This is a genomic window from Nocardia sp. NPDC050793, assembly GCF_040654065.1.
GTDB lineage: Bacteria > Actinomycetota > Actinomycetes > Mycobacteriales > Mycobacteriaceae > Nocardia.
Genome location: NZ_JBFAHG010000002.1, coordinates 715,994 through 742,249, shown reverse-complemented (window position 1 = coordinate 742,249; position 26,256 = coordinate 715,994). Strand labels below are relative to the sequence as shown.

Below are 26,256 nucleotides of genomic sequence, written 5' to 3'. Positions count from 1 at the left end.
GTCACGACATGGCTCTCACGGATTCGTCGGTCGTATCGTGATCGGATTCGACTGACGGCCCTATGATGCTGCCAACGCGCGCGGCCCCGAACCCGGGGTCGGCAAGCCCGGCAGGCCGTGGGGTGGGTCGAACCGCACCTACGGCACCGACATACCTATGGTCGAACAGGAGGTGGAACGCCGTGCAGGGACTGATCCTGCAGTTGACCCGTGCGGGGTTCCTGCTGCTGTTGTGGCTGTTCGTCTGGGCGGTACTGCGGACCTTGCGCAGCGACATCTACGCGGCATCCGGCATACGGATCCAGCCCAGGGCCGCACGCGGTTCCGCGGTGCTGCCTTCCTTCAGCCGAGGCCAGAAGGGCGCCAAATATCTTGTGGTGACTCAAGGTTCACTCGCCGGCACCCGCATCTCACTCGGCACCCAACCGGTGCTGATCGGGCGTGCGGACGATTCGACGCTGGTGCTCACCGATGATTACGCCTCCACCCGACACGCGCGATTGTCCCCGCGTGGTGACGACTGGTACGTCGAAGACCTCGGCTCGACCAACGGCACCTATCTCGATCGCGCCAAAGTCACCACCGCCGTCCGGGTTCCGCTCGGCACCCCAGTCCGTGTCGGCAAGACAGTGATCGAGCTCCGATCGTGACACTCGTTCTCCGCTACGCAGCGCGCAGCGACCGCGGTCTGGTCCGAGGCAACAACGAAGATTCCGTCTACGCGGGCGCCCGCCTGCTCGCACTCGCCGACGGCATGGGCGGGCACGCCGCGGGTGAGGTCGCGTCGCAGTTGATGATCGCCGCGCTGGCGCATCTCGACGACGACGAGCCGGGCGACGACCTGCTCGGCAAGCTCGACACGGCGACGAGGGCGGGCAACGCCGCCATCGCCGATCAGGTCGAGGAGGAGCCCGAGCTCGACGGCATGGGCACCACGCTCACCGCGATCCTGTTCGCGGGCAAGAAGCTCGGGCTGGTGCACATCGGCGATTCGCGCGCCTACCTGTTGCGCGGCGGCGAGCTGGCGCAGATCACCCGCGACGACACCTTCGTGCAGTCGCTGGTGGACGAGGGCCGGATCACGCCCGAACAGGCGCACACCCACCCGCAGCGTTCGCTGATCATGCGCGCACTCACCGGCAACGAGATCGAGCCGACGCTGATCATGCGCGAGGCGCGCGCGGGCGACCGCTACCTGCTGTGCTCGGACGGTCTTTCGGACGTGGTCAGCGACGAGACCATCGCCAACACCATGCGCGAGGGCAGCACCGACGAGTGCGCCGATCGCCTGATCGAACTCGCGCTGCGCAGCGGCGGTCCCGACAACGTCACCGTGGTCGTCGCCGACGTCATCGATCTGGACTATGGCCAGAGCCATCCGATCGTGGCGGGCGCGGCCTCCGGTCAGGACGAGGACACCCCGCCGCCGAACACCGCGGCCGGGCGCGCCGCCGCGATGCGTCCGCCGCGCGCCGCGCCGCCGCGCCGGGCCGCCGCGCCGGAACCGCCGCCGCCGAGCAAGTCGCACCGGCTGCGCTGGGTCCTGCTCGCGGTCGCGCTGGTGGTCGCCGTCGCCGTCGGCCTGCTGGTCGGCTACAAGATGATCCGCAACAACTACTACGTCGGCGCGGACAACGGTCAGGTCGTGATCATGCGCGGGCTGCCGGGTTCGGTGCTCGGGTATTCGATTCACGATGTCGACACCGTCGGCTGCGTCGACCGCAGTGGCGCGCTGACCATCATGAAGACCGGATCGGATCTGCCGTCCGGCTGCCGCCAGCTGCGGGTCAGCGATCTCGAGCAGACCGGGCGCGACAAGGTCGACGCGGGGCTGCCGCCGGGTTCCCTCGGCAAGGCCGAGGACCAGATGCGGCTGCTCGCCGAGCAGGAACTGCTACCACCGTGCCCGGCTCGCGAAACCGCCCAGCCGCCGCAGCAGCCCAGCGTGCCGCAGCCCGGTGTACCGCAGCCCGGTGTCGTGCCGCCTGGCGAACCCGCGCAGGGACCCGTCGCGCCGACCACGACGCCGAACCCGGCACCGACCACCGACCCGGGTGACACCAGGGGAACCGACGCCAGTACACCCACGAGGGTGGAGCAGGCGCCGACATCGACCCCGGCGCAGAACCCCCAGATCTCGGGGGAGAACTGCCGGGTGACGGACTGATGTCCGCACCGGCACCACCGTCCGCGGGGGCCTTCCCCAGTCCCCCGGGCGGATTCGCTCCAGCGCCGCCACCGTCCACCAGACGCAATGTCGAACTGCTGCTGCTCGCGTTCGCCGCACTGATCACGACCGTCTCGCTGTTCCTGGTCGAGGCCAGCCAGGAGCAGTCGATCACCTGGGACATCGCCAAGTACGGTCTGGCCTTCCTCGCCCTGTTCGGCATCGCGCACCTGGCCGTCCGCCGGTTCGCGCCGTTCGCCGATCCGCTGCTGCTGCCGATCGTCGCGCTGCTCAACGGTCTCGGCTTGGTGCTGATCCACCGCCTGGATCTCGGCGCGGCGCAGAATGCGGAATTCAACTCGGAGCGGGTGCCGTCGCCCGATGCCAACCAGCAGATTCTGTGGACCGCGCTCGGCATGGTCGTTTTCGTCACGCTGCTGATCGTGCTGCGCGACTACCGCACGCTGGCGCGCTACAGCTACACCCTCGGCCTGATCGGGCTCGTCGCGCTGATGATCCCGGCGCTGCTGCCCGGGGCGTACTCGGAGACCAACGGTTCCAAGATCTGGATCAGGCTGCCCGGTTTCAGCGTGCAGCCCGGCGAGTTCGCCAAGATCCTGCTGATCATCTTCTTCGCCTCGGTGCTCGTCGCCAAGCGCGATCTGTTCACCACCGCGGGACGGCACATGCTCGGCATGGAGTTCCCGCGCGCCCGCGACCTCGGCCCGATCCTGGTGGTCTGGGTGGTGTGCATCGCGGTGCTCGTCTTCGAGAAGGACCTCGGCACCTCGCTGCTGATCTTCAGCACGGTGCTGGTGATGCTCTACATCGCGACCGAGCGGGTGGGCTGGCTGATCATCGGCGGCAGCCTGCTCGTCATCGGGTTCGTCTTCGCCTACCAGTCGTTCAGCCACGTGCGGGTGCGCACCAACACCTGGCTCGACCCGTTCGCGGATTACCACAACACCGGCTACCAGATCTCGCAGTCGCTGTTCGGCCTCGCCACCGGCGGACTCGCAGGCACCGGCCTCGGCAGCGGACGGCCGAATCAGGTGCCCTTCGCCAACACCGACTTCATCGTCACCACCATCGGTGAGGAGCTCGGCCTGATCGGGCTCACCGCGGTGCTGATCCTTTTCCTCATGCTGGTGATGCGCGGCCTGCGCACCGCGCTCGCCGTGCGCGACAGCTTCGGCAAGCTGCTCGCCGCCGGGCTCTCGTTCACCATCGCCGTCCAGTTGTTCGTCGTCGTCGGCGGCGTCACCAAGCTGATCCCGCTGACCGGACTCACCACGCCGTTCATGTCGTACGGCGGCTCTTCGCTCTTGGCCAACTACGCGTTGCTCGCGCTGCTGATCAAGGTGTCCGACGCGGCCCGCGCACCGGCGCCGGTGCGCAAGAAGGACCCAGCGCCGATCGCCGACGCACAGACCGAGCTGTTGCGCCGCTCGGAAGCGAGGCCGCAGGAATGAACACCCCTCTACGGCGGGTCGCGGTCGCGGTGATGGTGATGATCGTCGCGCTGCTCGCCAACGCCACCTACGTCCAGGTGATCAAGGCCGACGACTACCGCAGCGACCCGCGCAACTCGCGCGTGCTGCTCGATGAGTACTCGCGCCAGCGCGGCCAGATCTCGGCCGGCGGCACCGTGCTGGCCAGCTCGGTCGCCACCGACGACCGCTACAAGTACCTGCGCACCTACCCCACCGATCCGAAGGCCTACGCGCCCGCGACCGGCTATTACTCGATCCAGTACGGCAGCGCCGGGCTGGAACGCTCCGAGGATCAGGTGCTCAACGGTTCGGACAGCCAGCTGTTCGGCCGCAGGCTCGTCGACCTGGTCTCCGGCCGGGATCCGCGCGGCGGCAACGTGCTCACCACCTTGAATCCGGTGATGCAGCAGGTCGCCTACGAACAGCTCAGCGCGAAGGGTTACACGGGCTCGGTGGTGGCCATCGAACCGAGCACCGGCAAGATCCTCACCATGGTGTCCACCCCGAGCTACGACCCGAACCTGCTGGCCGGGCACGACGGGGCCGCCACCACCGAGGCGTGGGACACGCTGAGCAAGGATCCGAGCCAGCCGATGCTGAACCGGGCCGTCTCGCAGACCTACCCGCCCGGCTCCACCTTCAAGGTGGTGGTCACCGCGGCCGCGCTGGCCAACGGCGTCGCGACCCCGGAGGACCAGTTCACCGCCGCGCCCAACATCACGCTGCCGGGCACCAGCACAACGCTGGAGAACTACAACGGCTCGACCTGCGGCTCCGGCCCGACGGCCTCGCTGACCGAGGCGTTCTTCCGGTCGTGCAACACCGCGTTCGTCGAGCTCGGCATCAAGGTGGGCGCCGCCAACCTGAAGGACGAGGCCGCCGCGTTCGGCATCGGCCCGCACCGCGGCATTCCGATTCCGGTGGCGGAGAGCACCGTCGGCACCATCGGCGACAACGCCGCGCTCGGCCAGAGCAGCATCGGCCAGCGCGATGTGGCGCTCACTCCGCTGGACAACGCGGTGATCGCGGCGACCATCGCCAACGGCGGGGTGCGGATGGAGCCGTACCTGGTCGATCAACGGCAGGGGCCCGATCTGAGCGTGTTGTCCAAGACTAAGCCGGTCTCTGTCGGCCAGGCGGTGAGCGCCCAGGTAGCGTCTCAGCTGACCACCTTGATGGTCGCCTCCGAGGAGAACACCGTCGGATCACGCCAGTCCCGATACACGATCGCGTCCAAGACCGGAACGGCCGAGCACGGCAGCAACCCGCGCAACACACCGCCGCATGCCTGGTACATCGCGTTCGCACCCGCGCAGAACCCCAAGATCGCCATCGCGGTGATCGTGGAGAACGGCGGTGATCGGGCGCTGGCCGCCACCGGCGGTTCGGTGGCCGCACCCATTGCCAGGGCCGTGCTCGACGCCGGTCTGCAGGGGGGCTGAACGATATGAACGAGCGAGTTGAAGTTCGGGGGCCCCGATGCTGAACAACGGCGCGATGATCGCCGATCGCTACCGCCTGCACCGTCTGATCGCCACCGGCGGCATGGGTCAGGTGTGGGAGGCGCTGGACACCCGTCTGGACCGCCGGGTCGCGGTGAAGGTGCTGAAGGCGGAGTTCTCCGCCGACCCCACCTTCCGGCACCGGTTCCGCACGGAGGCCAGGACCACCGCGCAGCTCAACCACTCCGGGATCGCGGGCATCTACGACTACGGCGAGACCTACGACCCGAGCGCGGGCGAGACCGCCTACCTGGTCATGGAGTTGGTGCAGGGCGAGCCGCTCAACACGGTGCTCAACCGCATGGGCAGGCTCTCGGTGCAGCAGGGCCTCGACATGCTCGAGCAGACCGGCCGCGCGCTCGATGTCGCCCATGCCGCGGGCGTGGTGCACCGGGACGTCAAGCCGGGGAACATCCTCGTGACGCCGACCGGTCAGGTGAAGATCACCGACTTCGGCATCGCCAAGGCGGTCGACGCCAGCCCGGTGACCAAGACCGGCATGGTGATGGGCACCGCCCAGTACATCGCGCCGGAGCAGGCCGTCGGCGAGGACGCGACCGCGGCGAGCGACGTGTACTCGCTCGGCGTTGTCGGTTACGAGGCGTTGGCCGGGCAACGGCCGTTCAGCGGTGAGGGCGCGATCACCGTGGCGATGAAGCACGTCCGCGAGAATCCGCCGCCGATGCCGGAGGATCTGCCGCCCAACGTGCGCGAACTCATCGAGATCACGATCGGCAAGGACCCGAACCTGCGCTACTCCAGCGGCGGCGAGTTCGCCGACGCGGTGGCCGCGGTGCGCGCGGGTCATCGTCCGCCGCCGCCGTTGAACGCGGGCTCCGCCGCCGGGTCGTACGCGACCGGCGCCACCAGGGTGCTGCCGCCCGGCCCGACCGTCATCCTGCCCGCCGGTCAGGCCGACGGCGCGACAGTGCGCTACAGCGCTCCCGCTGCCGCCGCCATCGGCGGAGCCGCCGCGGGCAGCGCGCCCGCGACCATGATGAACACGGGCGCGTCGAACGGCCAGCCGCCGGGCAAGAAGCCGTGGAACACCACGCAGAAGGCGCTAGCCGGTCTGGGCGTCGGCGCGGTGCTGCTCGGCGGCGCGGTGATCTGGCTACTTTTCGGCGGAGACACCAACCCGGACCCGGTGCGTGATCCGGTCGGATCGTCGGTGGCGCCGCCGCCGATCCCGACCACGACGACGGCACCTCCGACCACCACCAGGTTCGTGCCGCCACCGGTGGCCACGACCGAGGAGCCGGAGCCGACCACCACCGAGCCGCCGACGACGACTCCGGAGCCGACCACCACCACGGCGCCGCCGACCACGACGGCGCCGAGCACGACGAAAACCACCAAAACGACGAGTCCGAGCACGACCCGCACGTGGTTTCCGACTTTCGACTTACCATTTCCGGAGAATCCCGGTGCCAATGGCCCCGGCCCCACTCGCAGCGCGCCCGCTACTCCTTCACAAGGACAACGATGACGACCCCGAAGAATCTCTCTTCCCGCTACGAGCTGGGCGAGATCATCGGCTTCGGCGGCATGTCCGAGGTGCACAAGGCGCGCGACCTGCGGCTGAGCCGGGATGTGGCGATCAAGGTGCTGCGTGCCGATCTGGCCCGCGACCCCACGTTCTACCTGCGCTTCAAGCGTGAGGCGCAGAACGCCGCGGCGCTCAACCACCCGGCCATCGTCGCGGTCTACGACACCGGCGAGGCCGAGGTGGACGGCGGTCCGCTGCCGTACATCGTGATGGAGTACGTCGACGGCGATACGCTGCGCGACATCGTGCGCGGCAAGGGTCCGCTCCCGCCTCGGCGCGCCATGGAGATCATCGCCGACGTCTGCGCCGCACTGGATTTCAGCCACAAGGCCGGGATCGTGCACCGCGACATGAAGCCGGCCAACATCATGATCAACCGCGCAGGCGCGGTGAAGGTGATGGACTTCGGCATCGCCCGCGCGCTGGCCGACAGCTCCAACCCGATGACCCAGACCGCGGCCGTTATCGGTACCGCGCAATACCTTTCGCCGGAGCAAGCCCGCGGCGAGACCGTCGACGCGCGCTCGGACGTGTACTCGGTGGGCTGTGTGCTCTTCGAGATCCTCACCGGCGAGCCGCCTTTCACCGGTGACTCGCCGGTCGCGGTGGCCTACCAGCACGTGCGCGAGGACCCGCGACTGCCCTCGCACGTGTACTCGGGCGTGCCGCGCGAGCTGGACTCCGTGGTGCTCAAGGCGATGAGCAAGAACCCGGCCAACCGGTACCAGACCGCCGCCGAGATGCGCGCGGACCTGATCCGGGTGCTCGGCGGCCAGAAGCCGAGCGCGCCGATGGTGATGACCGACGAGGACCGCACCACCATCCTCGGCAACAACGAACCGCCGCCGCGCAGCTTCCGCACCGTCGAACGCAACGACGACACGGCCGAGCAGGACCCCGCCGAGCCGGGCAGCCCGCGCCGCACCGCCTATCTCGCGCTCGGCGCGGCCGCCGCGCTCGCCGTGGTGTTCGCGCTGTTCTGGGTGCTGATCGGTCCGGGAAGCAAGCCGGATCAGGTGGCGGTGCCCGACCTGTCGAACAAATCGCTGGTGCAGGCGCAGGACGCGTTGCAGAAACTCGGCTTCACGGTGGCCATCCAGCAGAAGCCGGACAGCAAGGTCGCCAACGGTAACGTCATCTCGACCCAGCCGCTCGGCGGTTCCCGCATCGACGAGGGCAGCACGGTCACCGTGCAGGTCTCCAGCGGGCCCAAGCAGGTGCAGGTGCCTCGGCTGGACGGGCTGACCGTGCAGCAGGCCGAGCAGGAGCTCAACTCCGTCGGCCTGCGGATGGACCCGAGCGTGGTGCGCAAGGAGTCGAGCGCACAGGAGCTGGACAAGGTGATCGGCACCGAGCCCTCCGCGGGCGCACGGGTCGACGTCGACCAGGCGATCGTGGTCTGGCTCGGCAAGGGGCCGGAGAAGGTCAGGGTGCCGAGCCTGGTCGGGCAGGACATCAGCGTCGCCCAGCCGAACCTGGTGGACAGCGCCGGTTTCAAGATCGTTATCGAAGAGGTGCAGTCCTCGAAGCCGAAGGGCGAGGTCATCGCGACCAGCCCGGCGGGCGGCACCAACGCCGACAAGGGTTCGACGGTAACCGTCCAAGTTTCCAGCGGCGATCAGATCGCCATGCCGGCCCTGGTCGGTCTCACGCCGTCGCAGGCGGTGGAGAAGCTGCGCCAGAGCGGCTGGACCGGCAGCACCAGCCAGATCAACCAGAACACCACCGGCACCTTCGACGCGGGCAGCGTCGGGCGGATCGTCAGCCAGCAGCCGTCGCCGGGTTCGTCGATCTCCAAGTCCAGCACGATCACCATCACCACCGGGGTGCTCGGTCCGCCGTGATCCGGATTCGCCCGGCCCGATCGTTATCCGAAATTCGCGACCGGTCGGTGTGATCGGCGCGAGAATGGGGCTGCTCCATCCGAACCAGCAATCAGCATGGAACAGGAGGCAGCCCCATGACCACTGCCAGGGACATCATGAAGCCCGGCGCTCAGTGGATATCCAGGGATGAGACGGTCGGCAAGGCGGCGCGCATCATGGCCGAGCTCGGCGTCGGTTCCCTCGTCATCGCGGACGAGAACGAACGGATGTGCGGCATCATCACCGACCGCGACATCGTGGTGAAATGCGTGGCCCAGGGCCGCGCACCGGCCAACACCCGCGCGGCCGAACTGTGTGAGGCGACCCCGCGCTGGGTCTCGGCCGACGCCGACGTCGAGGAAGTGCTCGAGAAGATGGAGAGCCATCGCATCAAGCGCATGCCGGTGATCGAGAACAAGCGGCTGGTCGGCATGATCAGCGAGTCCGATCTGGCCAGGCACCTCGACGACAACCAGCTCAGCGAGTTCGTGACGGCGGTCTACGGCAGGCCGTGATCGCGTAACGACCCGTCGTCCGGAGCCGCAGACTCCCGGGCGACGGGCGGACCCGGTATCGCAGGCCAGTTACGTTCCTCCATACCCGGCCGCCGCGCGGAACCGTTCCGCCGACGGCACGGTGGCATGCTGCTACGACAGGTCCAGGTGCCGGTTCATCGACATGGCCTCGTCGGCGAGGCCGGGCAATTCGATCACCTCGAGGCCGTGCTGCCGCAGTTTCTCCACACCCACGCAGTTCACCACGAACGTCGTCGGCTCGCGCCAAGCGATCACCACGCGCGGGATCCCGGCCCGCAGGATTCGATCGGTGCACGGCGGCCTGGTCGCGGTCGCGCGCTGGGAACACGGTTCGAGGGTGCTGTAGATCGTCGCTCTCGCCAATCGCGGATCGTCGGCGGGCAGTTTGTTCAGCGCGGCTTCCTCGGCGTGCACCTTCTCGTCGGTCTCGCGCGAATATCCCGTGGCGATTTCGGCGCCGTCGGCCACGATGACCGCGCCGACCGAGAACGCGGTGTCGCTCGGCGGGCACTGCCGCGCCAGCTCGATGGCTCTGCGCATGAAGAACTCGTCGGTCCGGTCACCGTGCTCGGCGGGCATACGCAGCACCTCCACGATCGGTCGGGTGGTTCACGAATCGACGTCCTCGGGCCGCAGCAGGTAGCGCAGCACCGCCATGTCGCCGACCTGTTCGACCCCGCTGAGCCGCCTGCGCCGGGTGGGCCCGCCGGGAAAGTCGGCCGGACCCAGAAAACGCGGAGCGGCCGAATCACCCACCACGATCGGCGCGACGGCCAGGTGCAGTTCGTCGGCCAGGTCGGCGGCGAGGAACGCCGTGTGCATTCCGGTACCGCCCTCGACCATCAAGCGTCCGACGCCACGCCCGCCGAGATCGTCCAGCAGCGCACCGAAGTCGATCTCCGGGCCGAGCGTGACCACCTCGGCGATGCCCGCGAGCCGGCCGGCCAGCCTGGCCGCGCCGGAATCGGTGGTGTAGACGAGCTTCGCCCCGCCGTGGTGCCAGAAGTTCAGCTCCCGGTCCAGGTCGCCGCGCGCGGTGACCGTGACCTTGAGCGGAAACTCGGGCTTGCCCTGCGCTGTCCGTGCGGCGCGGCGCTCGGCACTGTTCACCAGCAGCCGAGGATTGTCGCGGCGCAGAGTCTCGGCGCCTACCAGGATCGCGTCGGATTCGGCGCGCACCCGATCGACGCGATCGAAATCCGCCGCGTCCGAGAGCAGCAGCCGATCGGAACCGGCGTCGTCGATGTAGCCGTCCAGGCTGACCGCGACCGACAGCAGCACATACGGCCTGGTCACTGCAGCACCAGTGCCGCGACCTCCGCCTCGAGCATCTCGACCAGACCCTCGGCGGGCCGCTCGCCGCAGACCTCCAGCCAGTTCGCCAGCATCCGGTGCCCGCCCTGGGTGAGCACCGATTCGGGGTGGAACTGCACGCCGTGGATCGGCAGGGTGCGGTGCCGCATGGCCATCACGATCCCGGATTCGGTGCGGCCGAGCACCTCGATGTCCTCGGGCAGGGTGTCCTCGAGCACGGTGAGCGAGTGGTACCTGGTCGCGGTGAACGGGTCGGGCAGGCCCGCGAGCACGCCGGTGCCGATGTGGAACACCGAGCTGGTCTTGCCGTGCAGCAGTTCCGGCGCACGGGTGACGGTCGCGCCGAACGCCTCGCCGATCGCCTGGTGGCCGAGGCAGACGCCGAGCAGCGGGGTGTTGCTGCGGGCACAGGCGTGCACCAGGTCGATGCTGGCGCCCGCCCGGTCGGGGGTGCCGGGGCCGGGGCTGATGAGGATGCCGTCGTAACCGGCGATCGCGGCGTCCACATCGGAGAGCTGCGGATCGTCGTTGCGCCAGACGACCGCGTCGGCTCCCAGCTGGCCCAGGTACTGCACCAGGTTGAACACGAAGCTGTCGTAGTTGTCGACGACCAGAACACGCATGGTTCGAGATTACGTGGCGATACGGCAGGCCGTCGCATCCATTACCAGTTGGGATAGCCTAGGAGGAACACCGGAGGGCGTCCGAGCCTCGCCCGGGCCGTCCGCGCTGTCGCCGGAACGGCGGCCGGGCGACCGAGCTCGGTGCGGTCGAGGAACACACTGAGAACTGAATCAGCCCCCGGTACCGACCTGCACGCCGAATACGAGGACGTCATGCCCAAGTCGAAGGTCCGCAAGAAGACCGACTACACGATCAACCCCGCCAGCCGGATCCCGGTGAAGGTGAAGGCGGGGCCCTCGCCGGTCTGGTACGTCGCGATCATGCTCGGCTTCATGCTGGCCGGGCTGGTCTGGCTGCTGGTCTACTACCTGGCCGCCGAGCAGATCAGCTGGATGAACGACCTCAACGCCTGGAACTTCCTGATCGGCTTCGGGCTCATGGTCGTCGGACTGATCATGACCATGCGGTGGCGCTGACCGCCTCCTCCGGGATTACAGACGTGTCATTCATGCACACCTGTGGATGACCCTGTGGACAACTCGAGGAACGATTGGGGAGAGTGCCGCGTGAACCCTGAATCCCCCGCTGTGGAACCGCGTCTCGCCTGGGCCACGCCAACCCCCGCGCTCGTCGCGGTGGCGGTCGGCGGCGTGATCCTGGCCGGTGCGGCGATCGTCGCCGCGGATGCCGCGAGCCGCCTGCTCATCGGCCTGGCCGCGGCGGGCCTGCTCGCCCTGGCCGGCCTGGGTTTCCGGCAGCGACCGCGATTGTCGATCCGCACCGGCGACGAACCTCGCCTTGTGGTGCGCGGTCTGCTCGGCCCGGCTGAGTACCGGCCCGACCAGATCATCAAGGCGCGGGTGGTGAGCTACCGCCGCCTCGGCCGCAAGTCGCCGATGCTCGAGATCGACGTCAGGCACGAGGGCGAGGAGCGGCTGTTGATCTTCGGCCGCTGGGATCTCGGCACCTCGCCGGAGACCGTCTTCGAAGCGCTCGTCGCCCACCGGATCGCTTACCTGCGCTAGGGGCGATCACCGCAACCTCGGTCGACCTGCGCCGCCAAGCTTTTCGATCGGCGGAATTCCCGGCGATCACCGCCAACGGCCTGGTCGGCACCCATTTCGTCGGCGCGGCCCGCGATCACGGGATGCCGCCGACAACGGCGGCCGGGCTGCTCGCATTGGTCGGGGTGTTGGACGTGGCGGACACCATCGCCTCTGGGCGGCTGACCGATCGTGTCGACCCGCGGTGCTGGTGCGTATGTTTCACGTGAAGCGAGCCGAAACGCGGTTCAGGACACTAGCGCCGCGCCGAGGCCGATGAGCGCGACCGAGACCACCCCGACGCCGGCGATCGCGACCAAGCCGATGGTGCGAGCCGTCTCTCGACTCTTCGCGTGTACCCACTCCGGCAGGAACAGCACCCCGATGGTCGCGAGCGTGCCCGCGACGAGTCCGCCCAGATGCACCCACAGTGAGACCCCGCTCAGTGAGAGGCTGAGCAGCACGTTGATCGCGATGATCACCAGGATCTGTGTTGCGTTCATGCGCAGCCGGATGAGCAGCACCGCGACCGCGCCGAACATGCCGTAGACCGCGCCCGAGGCTCCCGCCCCGATGGTGTTCGCAGGCTCCAGCAGCATGCCGCCGGCCGAACCGCCGATCAGCGCGACCAGATAGATGGCCAGCATCCTGGCGCGCCCGAGGAACGGCTCCAGCTGGATCCCGACGATGTAGAGCGCGAACATATTGAGCGCCAGGTGCAACGGCCCCCAGTGCAGGAAGCCGGAGCCGATCACCCGGAACCAGTCGCCGTCGGCCACGAGCCGCGGAACCATCGCCCAGCGCAGGAACAGTTCGGACCGGTAGTTGTCGGCGAGGCTGCCCGCCTGCGCCGCGGTGATTCCGTAGATGAGCACGTTCAACGCGATCAGCCCGTAGGTCACCACGGGAGTCGCCGAGGCGGCGACCGGGGCTCCAGCGACCGTGCGGATCGGCCGCACCTGGCTGCCCGCCTCTCGTACGCAATCGACACAGTGCTGCCCGACCGCCGCGGGGCGCAGGCACTCCGGACAAGCGGGCCGCCCGCAGCGGGTGCACGCCAGGCCGGTCGGCCGGTTCGGGTGACGGACACATGTCGTTGCGGGCGGCTGGGCGTTCATTGGTTCAATCAACCGTGATGCTGGAGATGCGGACGGGCTCTTTGGGGCGGTCGTTGCGATCGGTCGGCGTCGCCGCGATAGCGTCGACGACCTTGCGCGAATCCGGGTCGACGACCTCGCCAAAGATCGTGAACTTGCGGTTCAAGTGCGGCTGCGGGCTCACCGTGATGAAGAATTGCGAGCCGCTGGTACGGGCTCCGACGTTCGCCATGGCCAGCAGGTAGCCGCGATCGAAGCGCAGCTCGGGATGGAATTCGGCGGAGATGTCGTAGCCGGGCCCGCCCCTTCCGGTGTCGCCGGGATCGCCACCTTGGATCATGAAGCCGTCGATCACGCGGTGGAACGCGGTGCCGTCGTAGAACGGGCCCGAGGTGCCCCCGCTCGCGTTCTCGGTGGTGTACGCCGCCGAGCCGTCGATCAGCCCGAGGAAGTTCCGCACCGTCTTCGGTGCGTGGTAGCCGAAGAGCGCGAGCCTGATATCGCCGTGAGTCGTGTAGAGCGTCACCCCGGCGGTCTGGATCGAAGAGGTCACGCCCGCCATGCTAGCGATCGCGCGGTCCCGATTCGGCGCACCGCCCGCCGGACCTGCGGCGCGTCGAGACCGGTCGGTAGTTACTGCGCGGTTCACATAGCTGTGCCAGAGTGGTCGAATGAGCTTGGGGCGTTTCCACGTATCCGCACGTTCTCGTAACCGGCTGATCGCCGGTGCCCTCGCCGCGCTGGCGGGCGGTGTGGCCTGGCTGGTCCGCAGCAAGCGACCGCTGCCGCCGGAACCGGCGCCGGAGCCGCCGCGCATCGGCTACTCCAGGAACGGTTCCGCGCCGGCCCCCGTGGCGGGAGCCGGCGTGGAGAACGACCGCTGAGCGGGGCTTCGATCAGCGGCTGACGGTGCGCTTGTACTGGCGCAGCGCCATCGGCACGAACGCCGCCAGGATCACGACGATCCAGATCAGCGTGGTCGCCACCGGGTGCTGCATCGACCAGGCGTCCGAGACCGGCACCATCGGGCTGGTGTTGCCGAACAGCTCGCGGGTCGCTTGCGTCAGCGCGGAGACCGGGTTCCATTCGGCGAACACCTTCAGCACGGTCGGCAGGTTTTCCATCGGCACGAAGGTGTTGGCCAGGAAGGTGAGCGGGAACATGACCATGAAGCTGGCGTTGTTGAACACCTCGGGCGCGCGGACCAGCAGACCGACGACGGCCATGATCCAGGACACCGCGTAGGCGAACAGCAGCAGCAGAACGTAGGCGAGCACCGCGTCGAGGAAGGAGCCGCGGATTCGCCAGCCGACGAGCAGACCCGTCAGCGACATCACCACCAGGCTGACCACGTTGATCACGACATCGCTGACGGTCCGGCCGACCAGCACCGCCGAGGGCGCCATCGGCAGCGAGCGGAACCGGTCGATGATGCCCTTCTGCATGTCCTCGGCGAGCCCGGCGCCGGTGAACGAGGAGCCGAACACCACCGTCTGGGCGAAGATGCCCGCGATCAGGAATTCGCGGTAGCCGCCTTCCATGCCGGGCACCTGGATCGCATTGCCGAAGACGTATGCGAAGAGCAGCACGAACATGATCGGCGACAGCGTCGAGAAGATGAGCACGTCGGGTACGCGCTTGATCTTGATGACGTTGCGCTTGGCGATCGTCACGCTGTCGCTGACCACGATGGAGAGGCGTTCGCCGAGGCCCATCCGCTGCGGGACCTCCAGTGTCGTCGTCGCCGCGGTCATCGGACCTTTCCTTCCGTCTTCTCGAGCTTCTCGAGTCGTTCAGCGGCTTTCGCCCCGCCGGAGCCGTTCGCCTCGGCACTCCCCGCGCGCTTGTCCGGCGCATCTCCGCCGACACGCTCCTCGGCCTCGTGCCCGGTGAGCGTCAGGAACACGTCGTCCAGCGACGGCCTGCGGAGACCGACATCGTGGACCTGCACGTCGCTTTCGGCGAGCAGGCCGATCGCGTCGGCCAGCGCCTGTGAGCCGTTGCTGACCGGCACCGTGATCCTGCGCAGGCCGGGCTCGAGGTGGATCTCCCCGTCGGCGAGGCCCTGCAACGCCTGGCGCGCGACGGCTAGCTTGTCGACGCGGTCGACGGTGAGCTCGATGCGATCGCCGCCGACCATGGTCTTCAGTTCGTCGGCGGTGCCGCGCGCGATGACCTTGCCGTGGTCGATCACCGCGATCGAATCCGCGAGCCGGTCGGCCTCCTCCATGTACTGGGTGGTGAGCAGCAGCGTGGTGCCGCCCGCGACCAGCTCCTCGATGACGTCCCAGAGGTCGAGCCTGGCTCTCGGGTCGAGGCCGGTGGTCGGTTCGTCCAGGAACAGGACCGGCGGGTTGGCCACCAGCGCGCCCGCCAGGTCGAGCCTGCGGCGCATACCGCCGGAGTAACCGCGCACCGGCCGATCCGCCGCGTCGCTGAGCCGGAAGCGTTCCAGCAGTTCGCGGGCGCGCTTCTTACTGCGCTGCACGCCCATGTGATACAGCCTGCCCACCATCTCGAGGTTCTCGAAACCGGTGAGGTATTCGTCGACGGCGGCGTACTGGCCCGACGCGCCGATCTTGGACCGCAGAGCCTGCGGGTGTCGCAGGACATCGATGCCCGCGACGGTGGCCCGTCCCTCGTCGGGGACCAGCAGGGTGGTGAGCACCCGGACCGTGGTGGTCTTGCCTGCGCCGTTGGGGCCGAGCAGCGCTGTGACGGTGCCTTCGGGCACCGTCAGATCGAGTCCGTCGAGGGCGACCAGCCTGCCGTAGCGTTTGACCAGACCCTCGGCGACTATTGCGTCGGGCATGACTCTCCTGATTTTCGTGAATTCTCGATGTCGAATTTCCTCCGGCGCCCCTCATCTCGGCGCCGTGGCGTTCTCACTGGGTCGGTCGAGCGACCGATACGGGGGTCAGTATTGTCCCGACTTCCGTCGTACGCACCCCATTTGTCCCGAAGGGGACAGCAAAAGGTCGCATCCCGTTCCAGGCGGTGCTCGGGGGTACCGGAACGGAATGCGACCGGTTCGATAGTCCCGCCCAACTGCCACTCGGGTCGTGGGTAGCCGACTACCCGTTTCCCGCGCAGGCGGTACTCACGCCGGCCCGCGCAACGCGCAGTGCCGCCGTCCGAACCGACCCCGGTGATCACCGCCACATGCTCGCACCCGGGTACGACACATTCCGGGCGCTGCCCGACATGCCCAGACCGATGCGACACGCGACAAACCCGGCAGAATCAAGCCCGCTCGCGCCGTCGGGAAGGGATACGCGCCACACAGCGACCAGATGGAACGTTTCCGGTCGGAACCGCTTTTCGGATCGCCGTTCTCGACGCCGAATGGAATGGGCTGCACCGCAACATCTTTGACAAGCACCAGGTCATCACCGCGCCGCACGACAGCCACGCCTGCGGTCCGCCGCCGCGAACGAGCAACCACAGTGCGTGTCGCCCAACCGAAAATCTTGGAAAGTGGCCACCCCCATGCGCACACAATCACCAATCTTCGCGTAGGATCATTCACGTCGGCCCCTCCCCCCCGGGCCGACCTAACGCGGGCCTCGGCTAACTCCCCCCCTTCGCCGAGGCCCGCTCCCTATTTCCGGACCTTTTTCGCGGGTCCGATCTTCTCCTTCAAACAGCGGTTTCCGCGTCGTAACCGACCGCACGCCAGGCGGTTGCCAGCCGCTGCGCCCGCACCCTTCCCGCGGTGCCGAACAGCGGGCGGTCCCGCTCCCAGCGTTCCCGGGCGACCGGATCGGCGGCCTCCCAGAGCGGCGCGAGTTCGTCCACCACGCGGCCGAATTCCGCGAAGACGCCCCCGAGCGCGATGTGCACACCGGGCGACGCGGGCCGGTCTAGATCCAGTCCGCGCACCGCGGCCACCAACGCGAGCAGTCGCTCGAGCACCTGGCGCGGCCAGGACGACTCTCGCGCCACCCGCACCAGCCAGCCGAGCGCGGCGGCGAGCACGTGCACGTCCTCGATGGTGCGGAACGGCTTGAGGAAATCGATGTAGCCGTCACCGGGCAGCAGGATGGCGGGCGCGTCGGTGAAGGTGACGGTCGCGTGCGGGATCTCCGGCGCAAAGGGCGCAGCGGGCAGATCCGTCACTGCGACCCCCGGGGCCGAGGTCTCGACCAGCGCGGCCCGCAGCATATTGCGACCGTCGGGCGCGGCGCCCGCACTGGCGATCACCACGAGCCTGCGCGCCAGACTGCCCAGCGTGGTGAAGGCCTTGGTGCCGCTGACCGTCGCGGCGCCGTCACGCTCGGTCAGCACGGTCCGGATGGACGAGGGATGCGCGCCGCCCGCCTCGGTCGCCGAGACCGCGACGGCGTCCTCGGCGGGAAGCTCGGGCAACAGCGTGCGCAGCGCCTCTTGATAGCCGGAGAGGAACGCGAAGCCGAGCCGGTCGGCCGCGAAACCGCCCGCGACGGCGGCGTCCACGGGCGCGGAGAAACGGGCCGCGACCGCGCGATGCCGCGCCCAGGCGGCCGTCACGGTGTCGATCGGATCGCCTGGCGGTTCGGTCAGCAGATAGTCGAGCACAGAGTCCACTCCTGCACGCTAACCCGCCCCAGACCCCTGGACGGACTCTGTCGACGTTCTCGCAGCACCGGAGCGAAGCCATCGGCGGCACCCTCCGTGCTAGGCCGAGACGGCAATCCACACGGGATTGGCTCCCCTAGCCGGTCCGGGCCACCACGGCGGCCGGCTGCCAGATCCGGCTGCGCAGATCCGCGCCACGAATGACCTGGATGCGCCACGGATCCAACCGCATGATGTGCAGCTGCGGGTCGTCGGGCGCACGCCAGAACTGGCCGAGGTGGTAGCCCGCGCCCGGCGGGCTGGTCTGCGCGTACAGGTCCCAGACGTGTTGGCGCGTCGGAAGATCATTTGCCCATTCGGCGGTCGCGTCGACAGCCACGGAATCGTTCCCGCGCGCCCAGTAGGAGAAGTTGACGTGCGGATTCCGCGCGATGTGCGCGGCCTTGACCGGTGTCTTGTAGGTGGCCAGCCACCCGAGCGGGACGCCGTCGACCCGCTCCCAGACCGGGATGAGCACCCGGGTGCGCGGGCGGTTCTTGCTGTCGACGGTCACCATCGTGGCGTACACGATGCGCCCGACGTACGCGTTGAACTCCGCCTCGATCTCGGCGAAATCGTCGACCCTGTGCGTCATGCCGAAGTCCTCCCTCGGTTCCCGATTCGACTGTCGGTTACTTCTTGTAACCATGGGCATCATCGGACACCATTGAGGGCTATGGAAGACGGCACTTCTGAGTCCCTCGGTTACTGCGTGGATACCGAGGACTACACCGCGCGGCAGTGGGACACCCGCGAGGACTGCGATGTGCGCCAGATCCTCGACCGCATCGCCGACAAGTGGTCGCTGCTGACGATCGCCCTGCTCGCGGGACGCACCATGCGGTTCACCGAACTGCGCCGCGAGATCGACGGCGTCAGCCAGCGCATGCTCACCCGCACCTTGCGCCACCTCGAGCGCGACGGACTGGTACGGCGCACGGTGTATCCCGTCGTGCCGCCGCGGGTCGACTACGAACTGACCCCGCTCGGCGGCAGCCTGCACGAAACCATCCAGGCGCTGGTCACCTGGACCGAGGACCATCAGCGCGAGATCGCCGAGGCGCGCACCGCCTACGACGCGGCCGCCACCGCGCCGGTGTGAGCTCGAGCAAACATCCGGACACACCCAGGCTTTGGTCAGGGGATTCTCAGGGCGCGCGGGTATCACTGAGGGGTCGTATCCGCCTCGGGAGGAATCTGACCTGTGAAACAGCCGGACGAGGACCGCAGAAAGGAACTCTTCGACGCCGAGGCGCGCATCTCGTGGGTGCTCGCAGCGCTGGCCGGTCTGATCGGCGCGGCGGCCTTCATGCACACCGCCGGCTATTTCGTCACCTTCATGACCGGCAACACCGAGCGGGCCGTTCTCGGCGCCTTCCACGACGAGGGCGACGTTGCGGTCGCGGCCGCACTGCTACTGACCTCGTTCACGTCCGGCGTGGTCGTCGCCTCGTGGTGCCGCAGGCGTTACTGGTCGGGTCATCCACACGGGCCGACCCTGCTCACCACCGTGTGCCTGGCATTGGCCACCGTCATCGATCTGGGCGTCGACTTCGTGGCGGATACGACCCGGATCGATTTCATCCCCATCCTGTTCGTCGCCTTCGGCGTCGGCGCGCTGAACACCTCGTTCGTCAAGAACGGTGAGGTCTCGGTGCCGCTCAGCTACGTCACCGGGACGCTGGTGAAACTGGGCCAGGGCATCGAACGCCACATCAGCGGCGGCGATTACGCCGACTGGCTCGGCTACTTCCTGCTGTATCTGTCCTTCGGGCTCGGCGCTCTGCTCGGCGGTCTGCTGAGCTTGATTGTCGCGGGCTGGGCGATGCTGATCACCGCGACGGTGGTGTGCACCCTCGTCACCGGCTACACCTACCTGCATCTGGACAAGCACGGCCCGCTGCCGATCGAGGAACGACGCGAGTCAAACGACGCATAAACGTTTCATCCGCGCGGTTCGCGGCTACAGTCGAGACATGGCCATCGCCTGCTCGAGCGTTGTCGCCGCGCCCCGGACCGAGGTCTTCGCCTGGTTCGGCCGCCCCGGCGCCTTCACCAGGCTCGCGCCGCCGTGGCAGCCCGTCTCCCTGATCGCCGAGGCCGATTCCCTTGCCGACGGACGCGCGGTGCTCGGCCTGCCCGGCGGGCTGCGCTGGGTGGCCAGGCACGATCCCGGCGGTTACCAGCCACCGTCGCGGTTCGTCGACGCAATCGCCGCGGACGGGCTCGCCTCCGAGCTTGCGGCCCGGCTGCTGCGCTGGCGGCACGTGCACGAGTTCGAGGAGGTCGACGCACGGCACACCCGCGTGATCGACCGGGTGGACACACCGATTCCCGAATTCGTCCTGCGGCCGATGTTCGACTACCGCTATCGCCAGCTGGCCGACGACCTGCTCGCGCACCGTCGCGCCGCCGAACGTGGCTTCGCCCCGGCGACCATCGCGGTGACCGGGGCATCCGGCCTGATCGGCACCGCGCTGTGCGCCTTCCTCGGCACCGGCAATCACCGCGTGCTGCGCTTGGTGCGTCGTCCGTCGCGCACACCGGACGAACGCCAGTGGGACCCCGCCGATCCGGATACCGCCCTGTTCGACGGGGTGGATGCGGTGGTGCACCTGGCGGGCGCGTCGATCGCAGGACGGTTCACCGAGGGCCACAAGCGGGCCATCCGCGAGAGCAGGATCGGACCGACGCGCAAGCTGGCCGAACTCGCCGCGCAATCCGGAATTTCGACCTTCGTCAGCGCCTCCGCCATCGGCTTGTACGGCTACGACCGCGGCGACGAGACGCTCACCGAGGAGGCGGGCCGCGGCGACGGTTTCCTCGCCGAAGTCGTCGCGGACTGGGAGGCGGCCACCGGGCCCGCCGAGGACGCGGGCATCCGGACGGTCCACGTCCGCACCGGTATCGTGCAATCTCCGCGCGGCGGCACCCTGCGACTGTTGCGTCCGTTGTTCAGCGCGGGCCTCGGGGGCCGGATCGGCGACGGCCGTCAATGGCTGTCCTGGATCGGGCTGGACGACCTGGTGGACGTCTACCACCGCGCGCTGTGGGACGAATCCCTCGCGGGCGCGATCAATGCCGTTGCGCCGCAGCCGGTCCGCAACAGCGAATACACCGAGGTGCTCGCTCATGTGTTGCACCGGCCCGCCCTGCTGCCAGTGCCCGACTTCGGCCCGGCCCTGCTGCTCGGCCGACAGGGCGCGCGCGAACTCGCCGCCGCCGACCAGCGCGCGCTGCCTACTCGGCTGGTCGCCGCGGGCCACACGTTCCGAACTGCCGACCTCGATTCGGCCCTGCGTCATCTGCTCGGCCGAACCCCGCGGTGAATTCCGCCGGACCGGCTCGCCGCTCCCCGGACCCGCTGGGCGCGCGTCGATCATCGAGACCACGACCGGCGACCTCCGGAAAGTCCGAACCGGTGAGCGGGCCGCAACGGTCGAGATCGCGACCGACCGCCTCCGGTAAGTGCTGAACCGACGGGCGGGCCTCAACCATCGAGACCCGACCGGCCGCCCTCAGCGCAACCGATCCACCGCCTCTTCCAGGTCTTCCATTCGCTCGGCACCATCGGGCAGGATCACGTCATCCCAACCGGGACCCCCTGCGAACACCTGGGCCCCCGCCGCCAGGCAAGCGCGAATCGCGGAGGTCAGCGCCGTCGACTCGCGCTGCGACCAGAGCAGCACCGCGGCCGGTTCCGCTGGCCTGGCCAGGGCGTCGACCAGCGCCGCGGTCGGCACATCCGGCCCGAGCATCCGCGCGCCGACACCGCGTTCGGCCAGCGCGGCCCGCAGCACGTCGAGGGGCAGCGCGTGCGTTTCGCCGCTGGTGCAGGCGAGCACGGCGCTGGCAGGACCGACCGGCGGATTCGTGCGCTGCATGGCGGCCGCGATGCACCAGGACAGCAGATGTTCGACATCAACGCAGCCCTCGCCGCCACCCTGCCGCGCGACGATGTCGGCGAAAGCGGGACGGCACAACCGTTCCCAGGTGTCGATGACGCCGTAAGCGCGGACGTGCGATTCCACCAGCGCGCTGACCGTGCCGGTCTCCAAAGCGAATGCGGCGGCGAGCAACGCGTCCCGGTCACCGAGCGCGAGCGCGGGTCCGCGCGCGGCAGCGGCGGCGCCGGACGGGCTTGCGCCACCACGGATCAGCGTGAGCATGCGCTCCAGCACCGCGATATCGGTTTCGGAGTAGAGCCGGTGGCGGCCGGGCCGGTCCTGCGCGGGCCCGATCTGGTAGCGCCGGTTCCAGCTGCGCAGCGTCGCCGTCGGGATACCGAGACGCTCCGCCACCGCGCGCACCGTGTATCCGGCCGCGTCGGAGGCGGGAACGGAACCTGCGGGCATCGTCTCATTCTGCCCGGTCGGCACCGTCTCGCTCCGCACGGATGCCTCGATTCGCGCTATTCTTGACGATTTTTGCATCGTTTATGCATCGTTGACTGATAGCATGGCCAGTATCGCCGACCCGAGGAGCTGCCATGGACTCTCGCCGAACAGCCCGGTGGTGTGTGCGTCTCGCTTCCGTCCTCGTGGCCGCGGCAGCGGCCGTCGGAACGGCGGCGGCCGAACCGCCCGCCCCGGTACCCAGTTTGGAGGTCGATCGCTACCTCGGACAGTGGCGTCAGCTCGCCGCGATCCCCCAGTACTTCAATCTGGCCTGCGCCCGCGACACCACGGCCGACTACGCGCTCGATCCGCGCGGCGACATCGCCGTGCACAATCGGTGCATCACGTGGACGGGTTCGGTCAACGAGATCCGCGGCACCGCGACGATCAACGATCGAGCAACGGGCGCCCAGTTGCACGTGAGCTTCCCCGGCGTGCCGACCCAGGAGCAGCCGAACGGGCCGACGAACTACATCGTCACCGCGCTCGGCCCGGACTACTCATGGGCCCTCGTCACCAACCCGACCCGCACCTCGGGATTCGTTCTCGCCCGCGATCCCGCGCTCGACCCGCAGGGGTGGTCGGACGTGCGCGCGGCGATCGTCGCGGCGGGTCAGGACCCGTGTACGTATCTCACCTCACCCACCACCGGCGGGCTGTCCGCGATCGAACCACTGTGCGCGGCATGAGGTTCGATCTGGTGTGGGCCCTGCGAGGGACGCGTTCGAGCCGGTGCGGCAGAGCCGCCCGTGCCGGCACGGCGCGTCCCTCATGGGGCCCACACCTCTGCCGAATCGCACACGCACGCGGCGTCCGAACCACTGAGCACGATATTCGATTTCCTGGCCGCATCCGGCGCGGGACGCGGGCGCACAGCGCGGCACGTCGGCGCAGGCGCGGAGCCGACCGATGACCACCATGGTGGCGCTGTTCACCCGTGACCTCCGGGTGCACGACAACCCGGTGCTCACCGCGGCGCACCGGGAGGGCGACGCGGTGGTTCCGCTGTTCGTCGTCGACCGCGATCTGGTGCCGGATCGCTGCCCGCCCAACCGCGCCCACTTCCTCGCCGCCGCACTCACCGAACTCGACGACGAACTGCGCGCCATCGGTGGACCGCTGGTGCTGCGCCGCGGCGATGTGGTGGACGAGGTCGACCGGCTGGTCGCCGAAACAGGCTCGGCGAGCGTGCATCTCGCCGAGGACGTGAGCAGGTACAGCCGCACGCGCGAACAAGCGTTGCGAGATCGCCTGCGGCGCCGCGGCTGTCGCGTGAACACGCACGCCGCTACGGTCACCGCGACCGACCCTGAGCTGCTGAAGCCCTCGTCCGGCCGCGATCACTTCGCCGTCTTCACCCCATATTTCCGGCGCTGGACGGAAGCGCACCAGCGCAAGCCACTCGGGAAGCCGCGCGCGCTCACCCTGCCGCGGATATCCGGCGACGACCTGCCCGCTCCCGGCGAGCTGACCTCGGGCGAACCATCACCGCAGCTGACCGTGGGCGGCGAGACCACGAGCCGAAAGCTGCTCCGCGACTGGCTGTCCGGCCCGCTCGACGAATACGCGCGGCACAGCGACGATCTGGCCGCCGATGCCACCTCCCGGCTTTCACCCTACCTGCACTTCGGCTGCCTGTCCCCCACCGAAGTGGTGCGCCGCGTAGACATGTCGACCGAGAGCGGGCACGCCTTCGCCAGGCAGCTGGCCTGGCGCGATTTCCACCACCAACTCCTCGCCGCCCGGCCGGACGCCGCCTGGCACGACTACCGCGCGCGGCCGATCCGCTGGCGCGACGATCCGCAGGCGGTGAACGCTTGGCGAGACGGACGCACCGGCTACCCGATCGTCGACGCCGGGATGCGCCAGCTGCGTGCCGAAGGCTGGATGCCAGGCCGCGCGCGACTGATCGCGGCCAGCTTCCTCACCAAATCCCTGCGGGTGCACTGGCGTGTCGGCGCGGACCATTTTCTGCACTGGCTCGTCGACGCCGATCTCGCAAACAACCAGCTCAACTGGCAATGGGTGGCGGGCACGGCACCGACACCAGGCCGAACCGGGTACTCAACCCGCTGCGTCAGGCCAAACGCTACGACCCCCGAGGGGATTACGTCCGCCGTTGGATCCCGGAACTCGCGCACCTCGATGCCACGCTGATCCATATGCCGTGGCGCGCGGACGCCGGCTATCCCGCACCGATCATCGACTGCGTCGGCATGTGAGGTTCGTTGAGCACGCCGTGCTGCGGCTGTCGGTGTAGGTGATTACGTTGGCCGAGTGGATAATTCACGACAGCTGACGCGGCGCGAGTTCGCCGCGCTCGTGCGCCGACACCTCGATGACCTCGGCGTCGAGGGCGCGAAGTACGAACCAGGCGAGTTCTGCTTCGAACTGCCGGACGGCCTGGTCATCAACCTGCACAACATCTTCCGCGATACCGCCGAGATGACACCCGAGGACCGGTCGGAGCGCATCACGCGATTCCTGACCGCGGTGACCGCCGACGACGAGGTGCCCGCGGATTGGGAATCCGTGCGCTCCATGCTCTTTCCGGCGCTGCGCCCGTCCACTTACGGCGGGCTCGACTTTCGGCCGCTCTCGCGGCCCGCCTTTCCCTTCGTCGACGAGCTGATCGTGATCGACCTGCCCGACAGGCGCGTCCTCGTCACGAACGATCACCTGGCGGGCTGGGGAATCACCCCCTACGAGGTGTTCGACACCGCGCGCGGCAACCTCGCCGAGAAAGTGCCCGCCCTGGTACTCGAGGAGGGCGGCTACTCCCGCATCGTCGACGACGGCGATCTCTACGCGACCTCCTGGCTGTTGCTGCCCGGCTGGCTGGCCTCGCTGGGCGCTCAGGGTCGCCGCGCCGTCGCTTTCATCCCCGAGGACGAATGCCTCATCCTCGCGCTGGACGAACCAGAACTCCTCGGGCACCTCTTCGACGCCGCCGAAGAGCACTACGTCGAGGCGGTGCGACGCCTCTCACCCCAGGCGTACACCACCAACGAGAGCGGCGCGGTCGTCCCGTTCGACCTGGCGGGCCCGCACCCGCAGCTGAACGCCGCCCACCGGGCGCGCTGCGGCCTGGCCAGCACCGAGTACCAAGCCCAGCAGGACGGGCTGATCGAGGCGCTGGACAAGGAAGACGGGTTCGCGCCTTACGGCATCGACCGGGCCTACCCCTCCGAGGTCAACTTCGCGGCCAGCGACGACGGTTTCTACACCATCGCCCCCTGGGCGGCCGAGGTCGAGATGCTGCTCCCGGAAACCGACTACATCGACCTCTGCCTGACCGACGACAACGACGAGATCGTCGAAACCCTCGCCATCCCCTTCGCCACCCTCGCGGCCGTCACCGACCTCACCCCGGTGCCCACCTTGAACCCGCCCCGCTACCTGGCAAGAAACTGGCCCGACGCGCCCACCCTGGCGCGCCTGCGCGCCGTCGCGGTCGACCTATAGCCGAAACAGGGATCGGCGCGTGCTCACGGGGAGCACGCGCCGATATGCGTGGAGCCTAGGGGAATCGAACCCCTAACCCCTGCCTTGCAAAGGCAGTGCTCTGCCAATTGAGCTAAGGCCCCGAGCCCCCGTGGCTGAAGTGGATCGAGCCCCGTGGGTGGAATGGATTTCAGCGAGTGGTGACCTCGTGCCACAAGTCCGCTTCGTCCCGCTTGCGCAGCTTGGTGATTCCGAAGAGAACCGCGACCACGATACCGACCGTGAGAAGAAGTTTCATGGTTCCCACCCTACTCGGCACGCGAGCGGAACCGAATGCCGCGCGGGCGCATCATGGACGACGAGGGAGCATCGGTGCGCACCGAAGTCTTCGCCCTCGAGCCGCCGCACAGCGCCGCCGACGGATCGGCTCTTTCGTTCGGCCGCAAGGAAGTTCGTCTTGGCACCATCCGGCCACCGCGCCCGGGTGAGAAAGTGAGCCACGACAACGGTGGCCGAACAGAGAGTGTTGTGGAGCCTAGGGGAATCGAACCCCTAACCCCTGCCTTGCAAAGGCAGTGCTCTGCCAATTGAGCTAAGGCCCCTTGCCTACGGAACGGCGCGAACCGCCA

At 68.7% G+C, this 26,256-nt stretch carries 26 protein-coding genes, 2 tRNA genes and 2 pseudogenes; 17 read left to right on the top strand and 13 right to left on the bottom strand.

Annotated elements, in window-relative coordinates; genetic code table 11:
• Nucleotides 1–182: 182 nt before the first annotated feature.
• From AB0H50_RS08880 to AB0H50_RS08850, 7 genes are all read left to right on the top strand, one after another.
• Nucleotides 183–650: an FHA domain-containing protein gene (locus AB0H50_RS08880; RefSeq protein ID WP_067786390.1), complete on the top strand. Its 468-nt coding sequence runs from the start codon at nt 183–185 to the stop codon at nt 648–650.
• Nucleotides 647–2,167 (top strand): PP2C family serine/threonine-protein phosphatase, encoded by a 1,521-nt coding sequence (locus AB0H50_RS08875; protein ID WP_357448726.1) that lies wholly within the window; start codon nt 647–649, stop codon nt 2,165–2,167. The genes AB0H50_RS08880 and AB0H50_RS08875 overlap by 4 nt, the downstream gene beginning before the upstream one ends.
• Nucleotides 2,167–3,639, top strand: coding sequence for an FtsW/RodA/SpoVE family cell cycle protein (locus AB0H50_RS08870; protein WP_357448724.1), 1,473 nt, complete (start codon nt 2,167–2,169; stop codon nt 3,637–3,639). Before AB0H50_RS08875 ends, AB0H50_RS08870 begins: the two co-directional genes overlap by 1 nt.
• Nucleotides 3,636–5,102, top strand: a complete 1,467-nt coding sequence (locus AB0H50_RS08865; protein ID WP_357448722.1) for a penicillin-binding protein 2 — start codon at nt 3,636–3,638, stop codon at nt 5,100–5,102. The genes AB0H50_RS08870 and AB0H50_RS08865 overlap by 4 nt, the downstream gene beginning before the upstream one ends.
• Nucleotides 5,103–5,139: 37 nt before the next feature.
• On the top strand, nt 5,140–6,651 hold the full coding sequence (locus AB0H50_RS08860) for a protein kinase (protein ID WP_357448720.1): 1,512 nt from the start codon (nt 5,140–5,142) through the stop codon (nt 6,649–6,651).
• Nucleotides 6,648–8,555 carry a Stk1 family PASTA domain-containing Ser/Thr kinase gene (gene pknB, locus AB0H50_RS08855; protein WP_357448718.1) on the top strand — a complete coding sequence of 636 codons (1,908 nt, stop codon included), beginning with the start codon at nt 6,648–6,650 and terminating at the stop codon, nt 8,553–8,555. The genes AB0H50_RS08860 and pknB overlap by 4 nt, the downstream gene beginning before the upstream one ends.
• 116 nt (nt 8,556–8,671) lie before the next feature.
• On the top strand, nt 8,672–9,091 hold the full coding sequence (locus tag AB0H50_RS08850) for a CBS domain-containing protein (RefSeq protein WP_357448716.1): 420 nt from the start codon (nt 8,672–8,674) through the stop codon (nt 9,089–9,091).
• A gap of 132 nt (nt 9,092–9,223) precedes the next feature.
• Here the strand turns inward: AB0H50_RS08850 and AB0H50_RS08845 are convergent, their stop codons facing one another.
• From AB0H50_RS08845 to AB0H50_RS08835, 3 genes are read right to left on the bottom strand one after another with little or no spacing between them, the layout of a single operon-like run.
• On the bottom strand, nt 9,224–9,691 hold the full coding sequence (locus AB0H50_RS08845; protein WP_357448714.1) for a deaminase: 468 nt from the start codon (nt 9,689–9,691) through the stop codon (nt 9,224–9,226).
• A 30-nt stretch (nt 9,692–9,721) separates the two neighbouring features.
• Nucleotides 9,722–10,408, bottom strand: coding sequence for a RibD family protein (locus AB0H50_RS08840; RefSeq protein WP_357448712.1), 687 nt, complete (start codon nt 10,406–10,408; stop codon nt 9,722–9,724).
• Nucleotides 10,405–11,049 carry an aminodeoxychorismate/anthranilate synthase component II gene (locus tag AB0H50_RS08835; protein ID WP_357448710.1) on the bottom strand — a complete coding sequence of 215 codons (645 nt, stop codon included), beginning with the start codon at nt 11,047–11,049 and terminating at the stop codon, nt 10,405–10,407. Before AB0H50_RS08835 ends, AB0H50_RS08840 begins: the two co-directional genes overlap by 4 nt.
• A 213-nt stretch (nt 11,050–11,262) precedes the next feature.
• On the opposite strand from AB0H50_RS08835, the gene crgA reads away from it, so the two are divergent.
• From crgA to AB0H50_RS08820, 3 genes and pseudogenes are all read left to right on the top strand, one after another.
• Entirely contained in the window at nt 11,263–11,526 is a 264-nt protein-coding gene (gene crgA / locus AB0H50_RS08830; RefSeq protein WP_357407466.1) for a cell division protein CrgA, read from the top strand.
• Nucleotides 11,527–11,616: 90 nt separating this feature from the next.
• Complete coding sequence (locus AB0H50_RS08825) at nt 11,617–12,075, top strand: PH domain-containing protein (protein ID WP_357448708.1); 459 nt, start codon at nt 11,617–11,619, stop codon at nt 12,073–12,075.
• A 68-nt stretch (nt 12,076–12,143) separates the two neighbouring features.
• Nucleotides 12,144–12,299 (top strand): annotated as a pseudogene (locus tag AB0H50_RS08820) (MFS transporter); the annotation flags it as partial.
• 42 nt (nt 12,300–12,341) lie between these two features.
• Here the strand turns inward: AB0H50_RS08820 and AB0H50_RS08815 are convergent.
• On the bottom strand, nt 12,342–13,211 hold the full coding sequence (locus AB0H50_RS08815; protein WP_357448706.1) for a rhomboid family intramembrane serine protease: 870 nt from the start codon (nt 13,209–13,211) through the stop codon (nt 12,342–12,344).
• A gap of 4 nt (nt 13,212–13,215) precedes the next feature.
• Nucleotides 13,216–13,743 carry a peptidylprolyl isomerase gene (locus tag AB0H50_RS08810; RefSeq protein ID WP_357448704.1) on the bottom strand — a complete coding sequence of 176 codons (528 nt, stop codon included), beginning with the start codon at nt 13,741–13,743 and terminating at the stop codon, nt 13,216–13,218.
• A 118-nt stretch (nt 13,744–13,861) separates the two neighbouring features.
• Here AB0H50_RS08810 and AB0H50_RS08805 point away from each other — a divergent pair, with 118 nt between their 5' ends.
• Nucleotides 13,862–14,074, top strand: coding sequence for a hypothetical protein (locus AB0H50_RS08805; RefSeq protein WP_357448702.1), 213 nt, complete (start codon nt 13,862–13,864; stop codon nt 14,072–14,074).
• A 12-nt stretch (nt 14,075–14,086) separates the two neighbouring features.
• Here AB0H50_RS08805 and AB0H50_RS08800 read toward each other — a convergent pair whose 3' ends face one another.
• The 4 genes from AB0H50_RS08800 to AB0H50_RS08785 form a co-directional block, all read right to left on the bottom strand.
• Nucleotides 14,087–14,905 (bottom strand): ABC transporter permease, encoded by an 819-nt coding sequence (locus tag AB0H50_RS08800; protein ID WP_357449391.1) that lies wholly within the window; start codon nt 14,903–14,905, stop codon nt 14,087–14,089.
• A 35-nt stretch (nt 14,906–14,940) separates the two neighbouring features.
• Nucleotides 14,941–16,002 carry an ATP-binding cassette domain-containing protein gene (locus tag AB0H50_RS08795; protein ID WP_357448700.1) on the bottom strand — a complete coding sequence of 354 codons (1,062 nt, stop codon included), beginning with the start codon at nt 16,000–16,002 and terminating at the stop codon, nt 14,941–14,943.
• An 827-nt stretch (nt 16,003–16,829) separates the two neighbouring features.
• Entirely contained in the window at nt 16,830–17,756 is a 927-nt protein-coding gene (locus tag AB0H50_RS08790; RefSeq protein WP_357448698.1) for an acyl-CoA dehydrogenase family protein, read from the bottom strand.
• A 127-nt stretch (nt 17,757–17,883) separates the two neighbouring features.
• On the bottom strand, nt 17,884–18,381 hold the full coding sequence (locus AB0H50_RS08785; protein ID WP_357448696.1) for a pyridoxamine 5'-phosphate oxidase family protein: 498 nt from the start codon (nt 18,379–18,381) through the stop codon (nt 17,884–17,886).
• Between the two features lie 81 nt (nt 18,382–18,462).
• Here AB0H50_RS08785 and AB0H50_RS08780 point away from each other — a divergent pair, with 81 nt between their 5' ends.
• The 3 genes from AB0H50_RS08780 (at nt 18,463) to AB0H50_RS08770 (ending at nt 21,115) form a co-directional block, all read left to right on the top strand.
• Nucleotides 18,463–18,888 (top strand): helix-turn-helix domain-containing protein, encoded by a 426-nt coding sequence (locus AB0H50_RS08780; protein WP_357448694.1) that lies wholly within the window; start codon nt 18,463–18,465, stop codon nt 18,886–18,888.
• Between the two features lie 102 nt (nt 18,889–18,990).
• Nucleotides 18,991–19,725: a YoaK family protein gene (locus AB0H50_RS08775; RefSeq protein ID WP_357448692.1), complete on the top strand. Its 735-nt coding sequence runs from the start codon at nt 18,991–18,993 to the stop codon at nt 19,723–19,725.
• Between the two features lie 37 nt (nt 19,726–19,762).
• On the top strand, nt 19,763–21,115 hold the full coding sequence (locus tag AB0H50_RS08770; protein WP_357448691.1) for a TIGR01777 family oxidoreductase: 1,353 nt from the start codon (nt 19,763–19,765) through the stop codon (nt 21,113–21,115).
• Between the two features lie 189 nt (nt 21,116–21,304).
• On the opposite strand, the gene AB0H50_RS08765 is transcribed toward AB0H50_RS08770, so the two are convergent.
• Nucleotides 21,305–22,141 (bottom strand): MerR family transcriptional regulator, encoded by an 837-nt coding sequence (locus tag AB0H50_RS08765; RefSeq protein ID WP_357448689.1) that lies wholly within the window; start codon nt 22,139–22,141, stop codon nt 21,305–21,307.
• 134 nt (nt 22,142–22,275) lie between these two features.
• Here AB0H50_RS08765 and AB0H50_RS08760 point away from each other — a divergent pair, with 134 nt between their 5' ends.
• The 3 genes and pseudogenes from AB0H50_RS08760 to AB0H50_RS08750 all read left to right on the top strand — a co-directional run bounded on the left by AB0H50_RS08760 (nt 22,276) and on the right by AB0H50_RS08750 (nt 25,648).
• On the top strand, nt 22,276–22,872 hold the full coding sequence (locus AB0H50_RS08760; protein ID WP_357448687.1) for a lipocalin family protein: 597 nt from the start codon (nt 22,276–22,278) through the stop codon (nt 22,870–22,872).
• Nucleotides 22,873–23,092: 220 nt separating this feature from the next.
• A pseudogene (locus tag AB0H50_RS08755) lies at nt 23,093–24,405 on the top strand (deoxyribodipyrimidine photo-lyase).
• A gap of 55 nt (nt 24,406–24,460) precedes the next feature.
• Nucleotides 24,461–25,648 (top strand): hypothetical protein, encoded by a 1,188-nt coding sequence (locus AB0H50_RS08750; RefSeq protein ID WP_357448685.1) that lies wholly within the window; start codon nt 24,461–24,463, stop codon nt 25,646–25,648.
• A 49-nt stretch (nt 25,649–25,697) separates the two neighbouring features.
• Here AB0H50_RS08750 and AB0H50_RS08745 read toward each other — a convergent pair.
• From AB0H50_RS08745 to AB0H50_RS08735, 3 genes are all read right to left on the bottom strand, one after another.
• Nucleotides 25,698–25,770 (bottom strand) — tRNA-Ala (locus AB0H50_RS08745).
• A gap of 47 nt (nt 25,771–25,817) precedes the next feature.
• The gene (locus AB0H50_RS08740) at nt 25,818–25,925 is read right to left on the bottom strand and encodes a DLW-39 family protein (RefSeq protein WP_357448683.1); all 108 of its coding nucleotides are present in this window, start codon (nt 25,923–25,925) and stop codon (nt 25,818–25,820) included.
• 231 nt (nt 25,926–26,156) lie between these two features.
• A tRNA-Ala gene (locus AB0H50_RS08735) sits at nt 26,157–26,229 on the bottom strand.
• Nucleotides 26,230–26,256 lie beyond the last annotated feature (27 nt).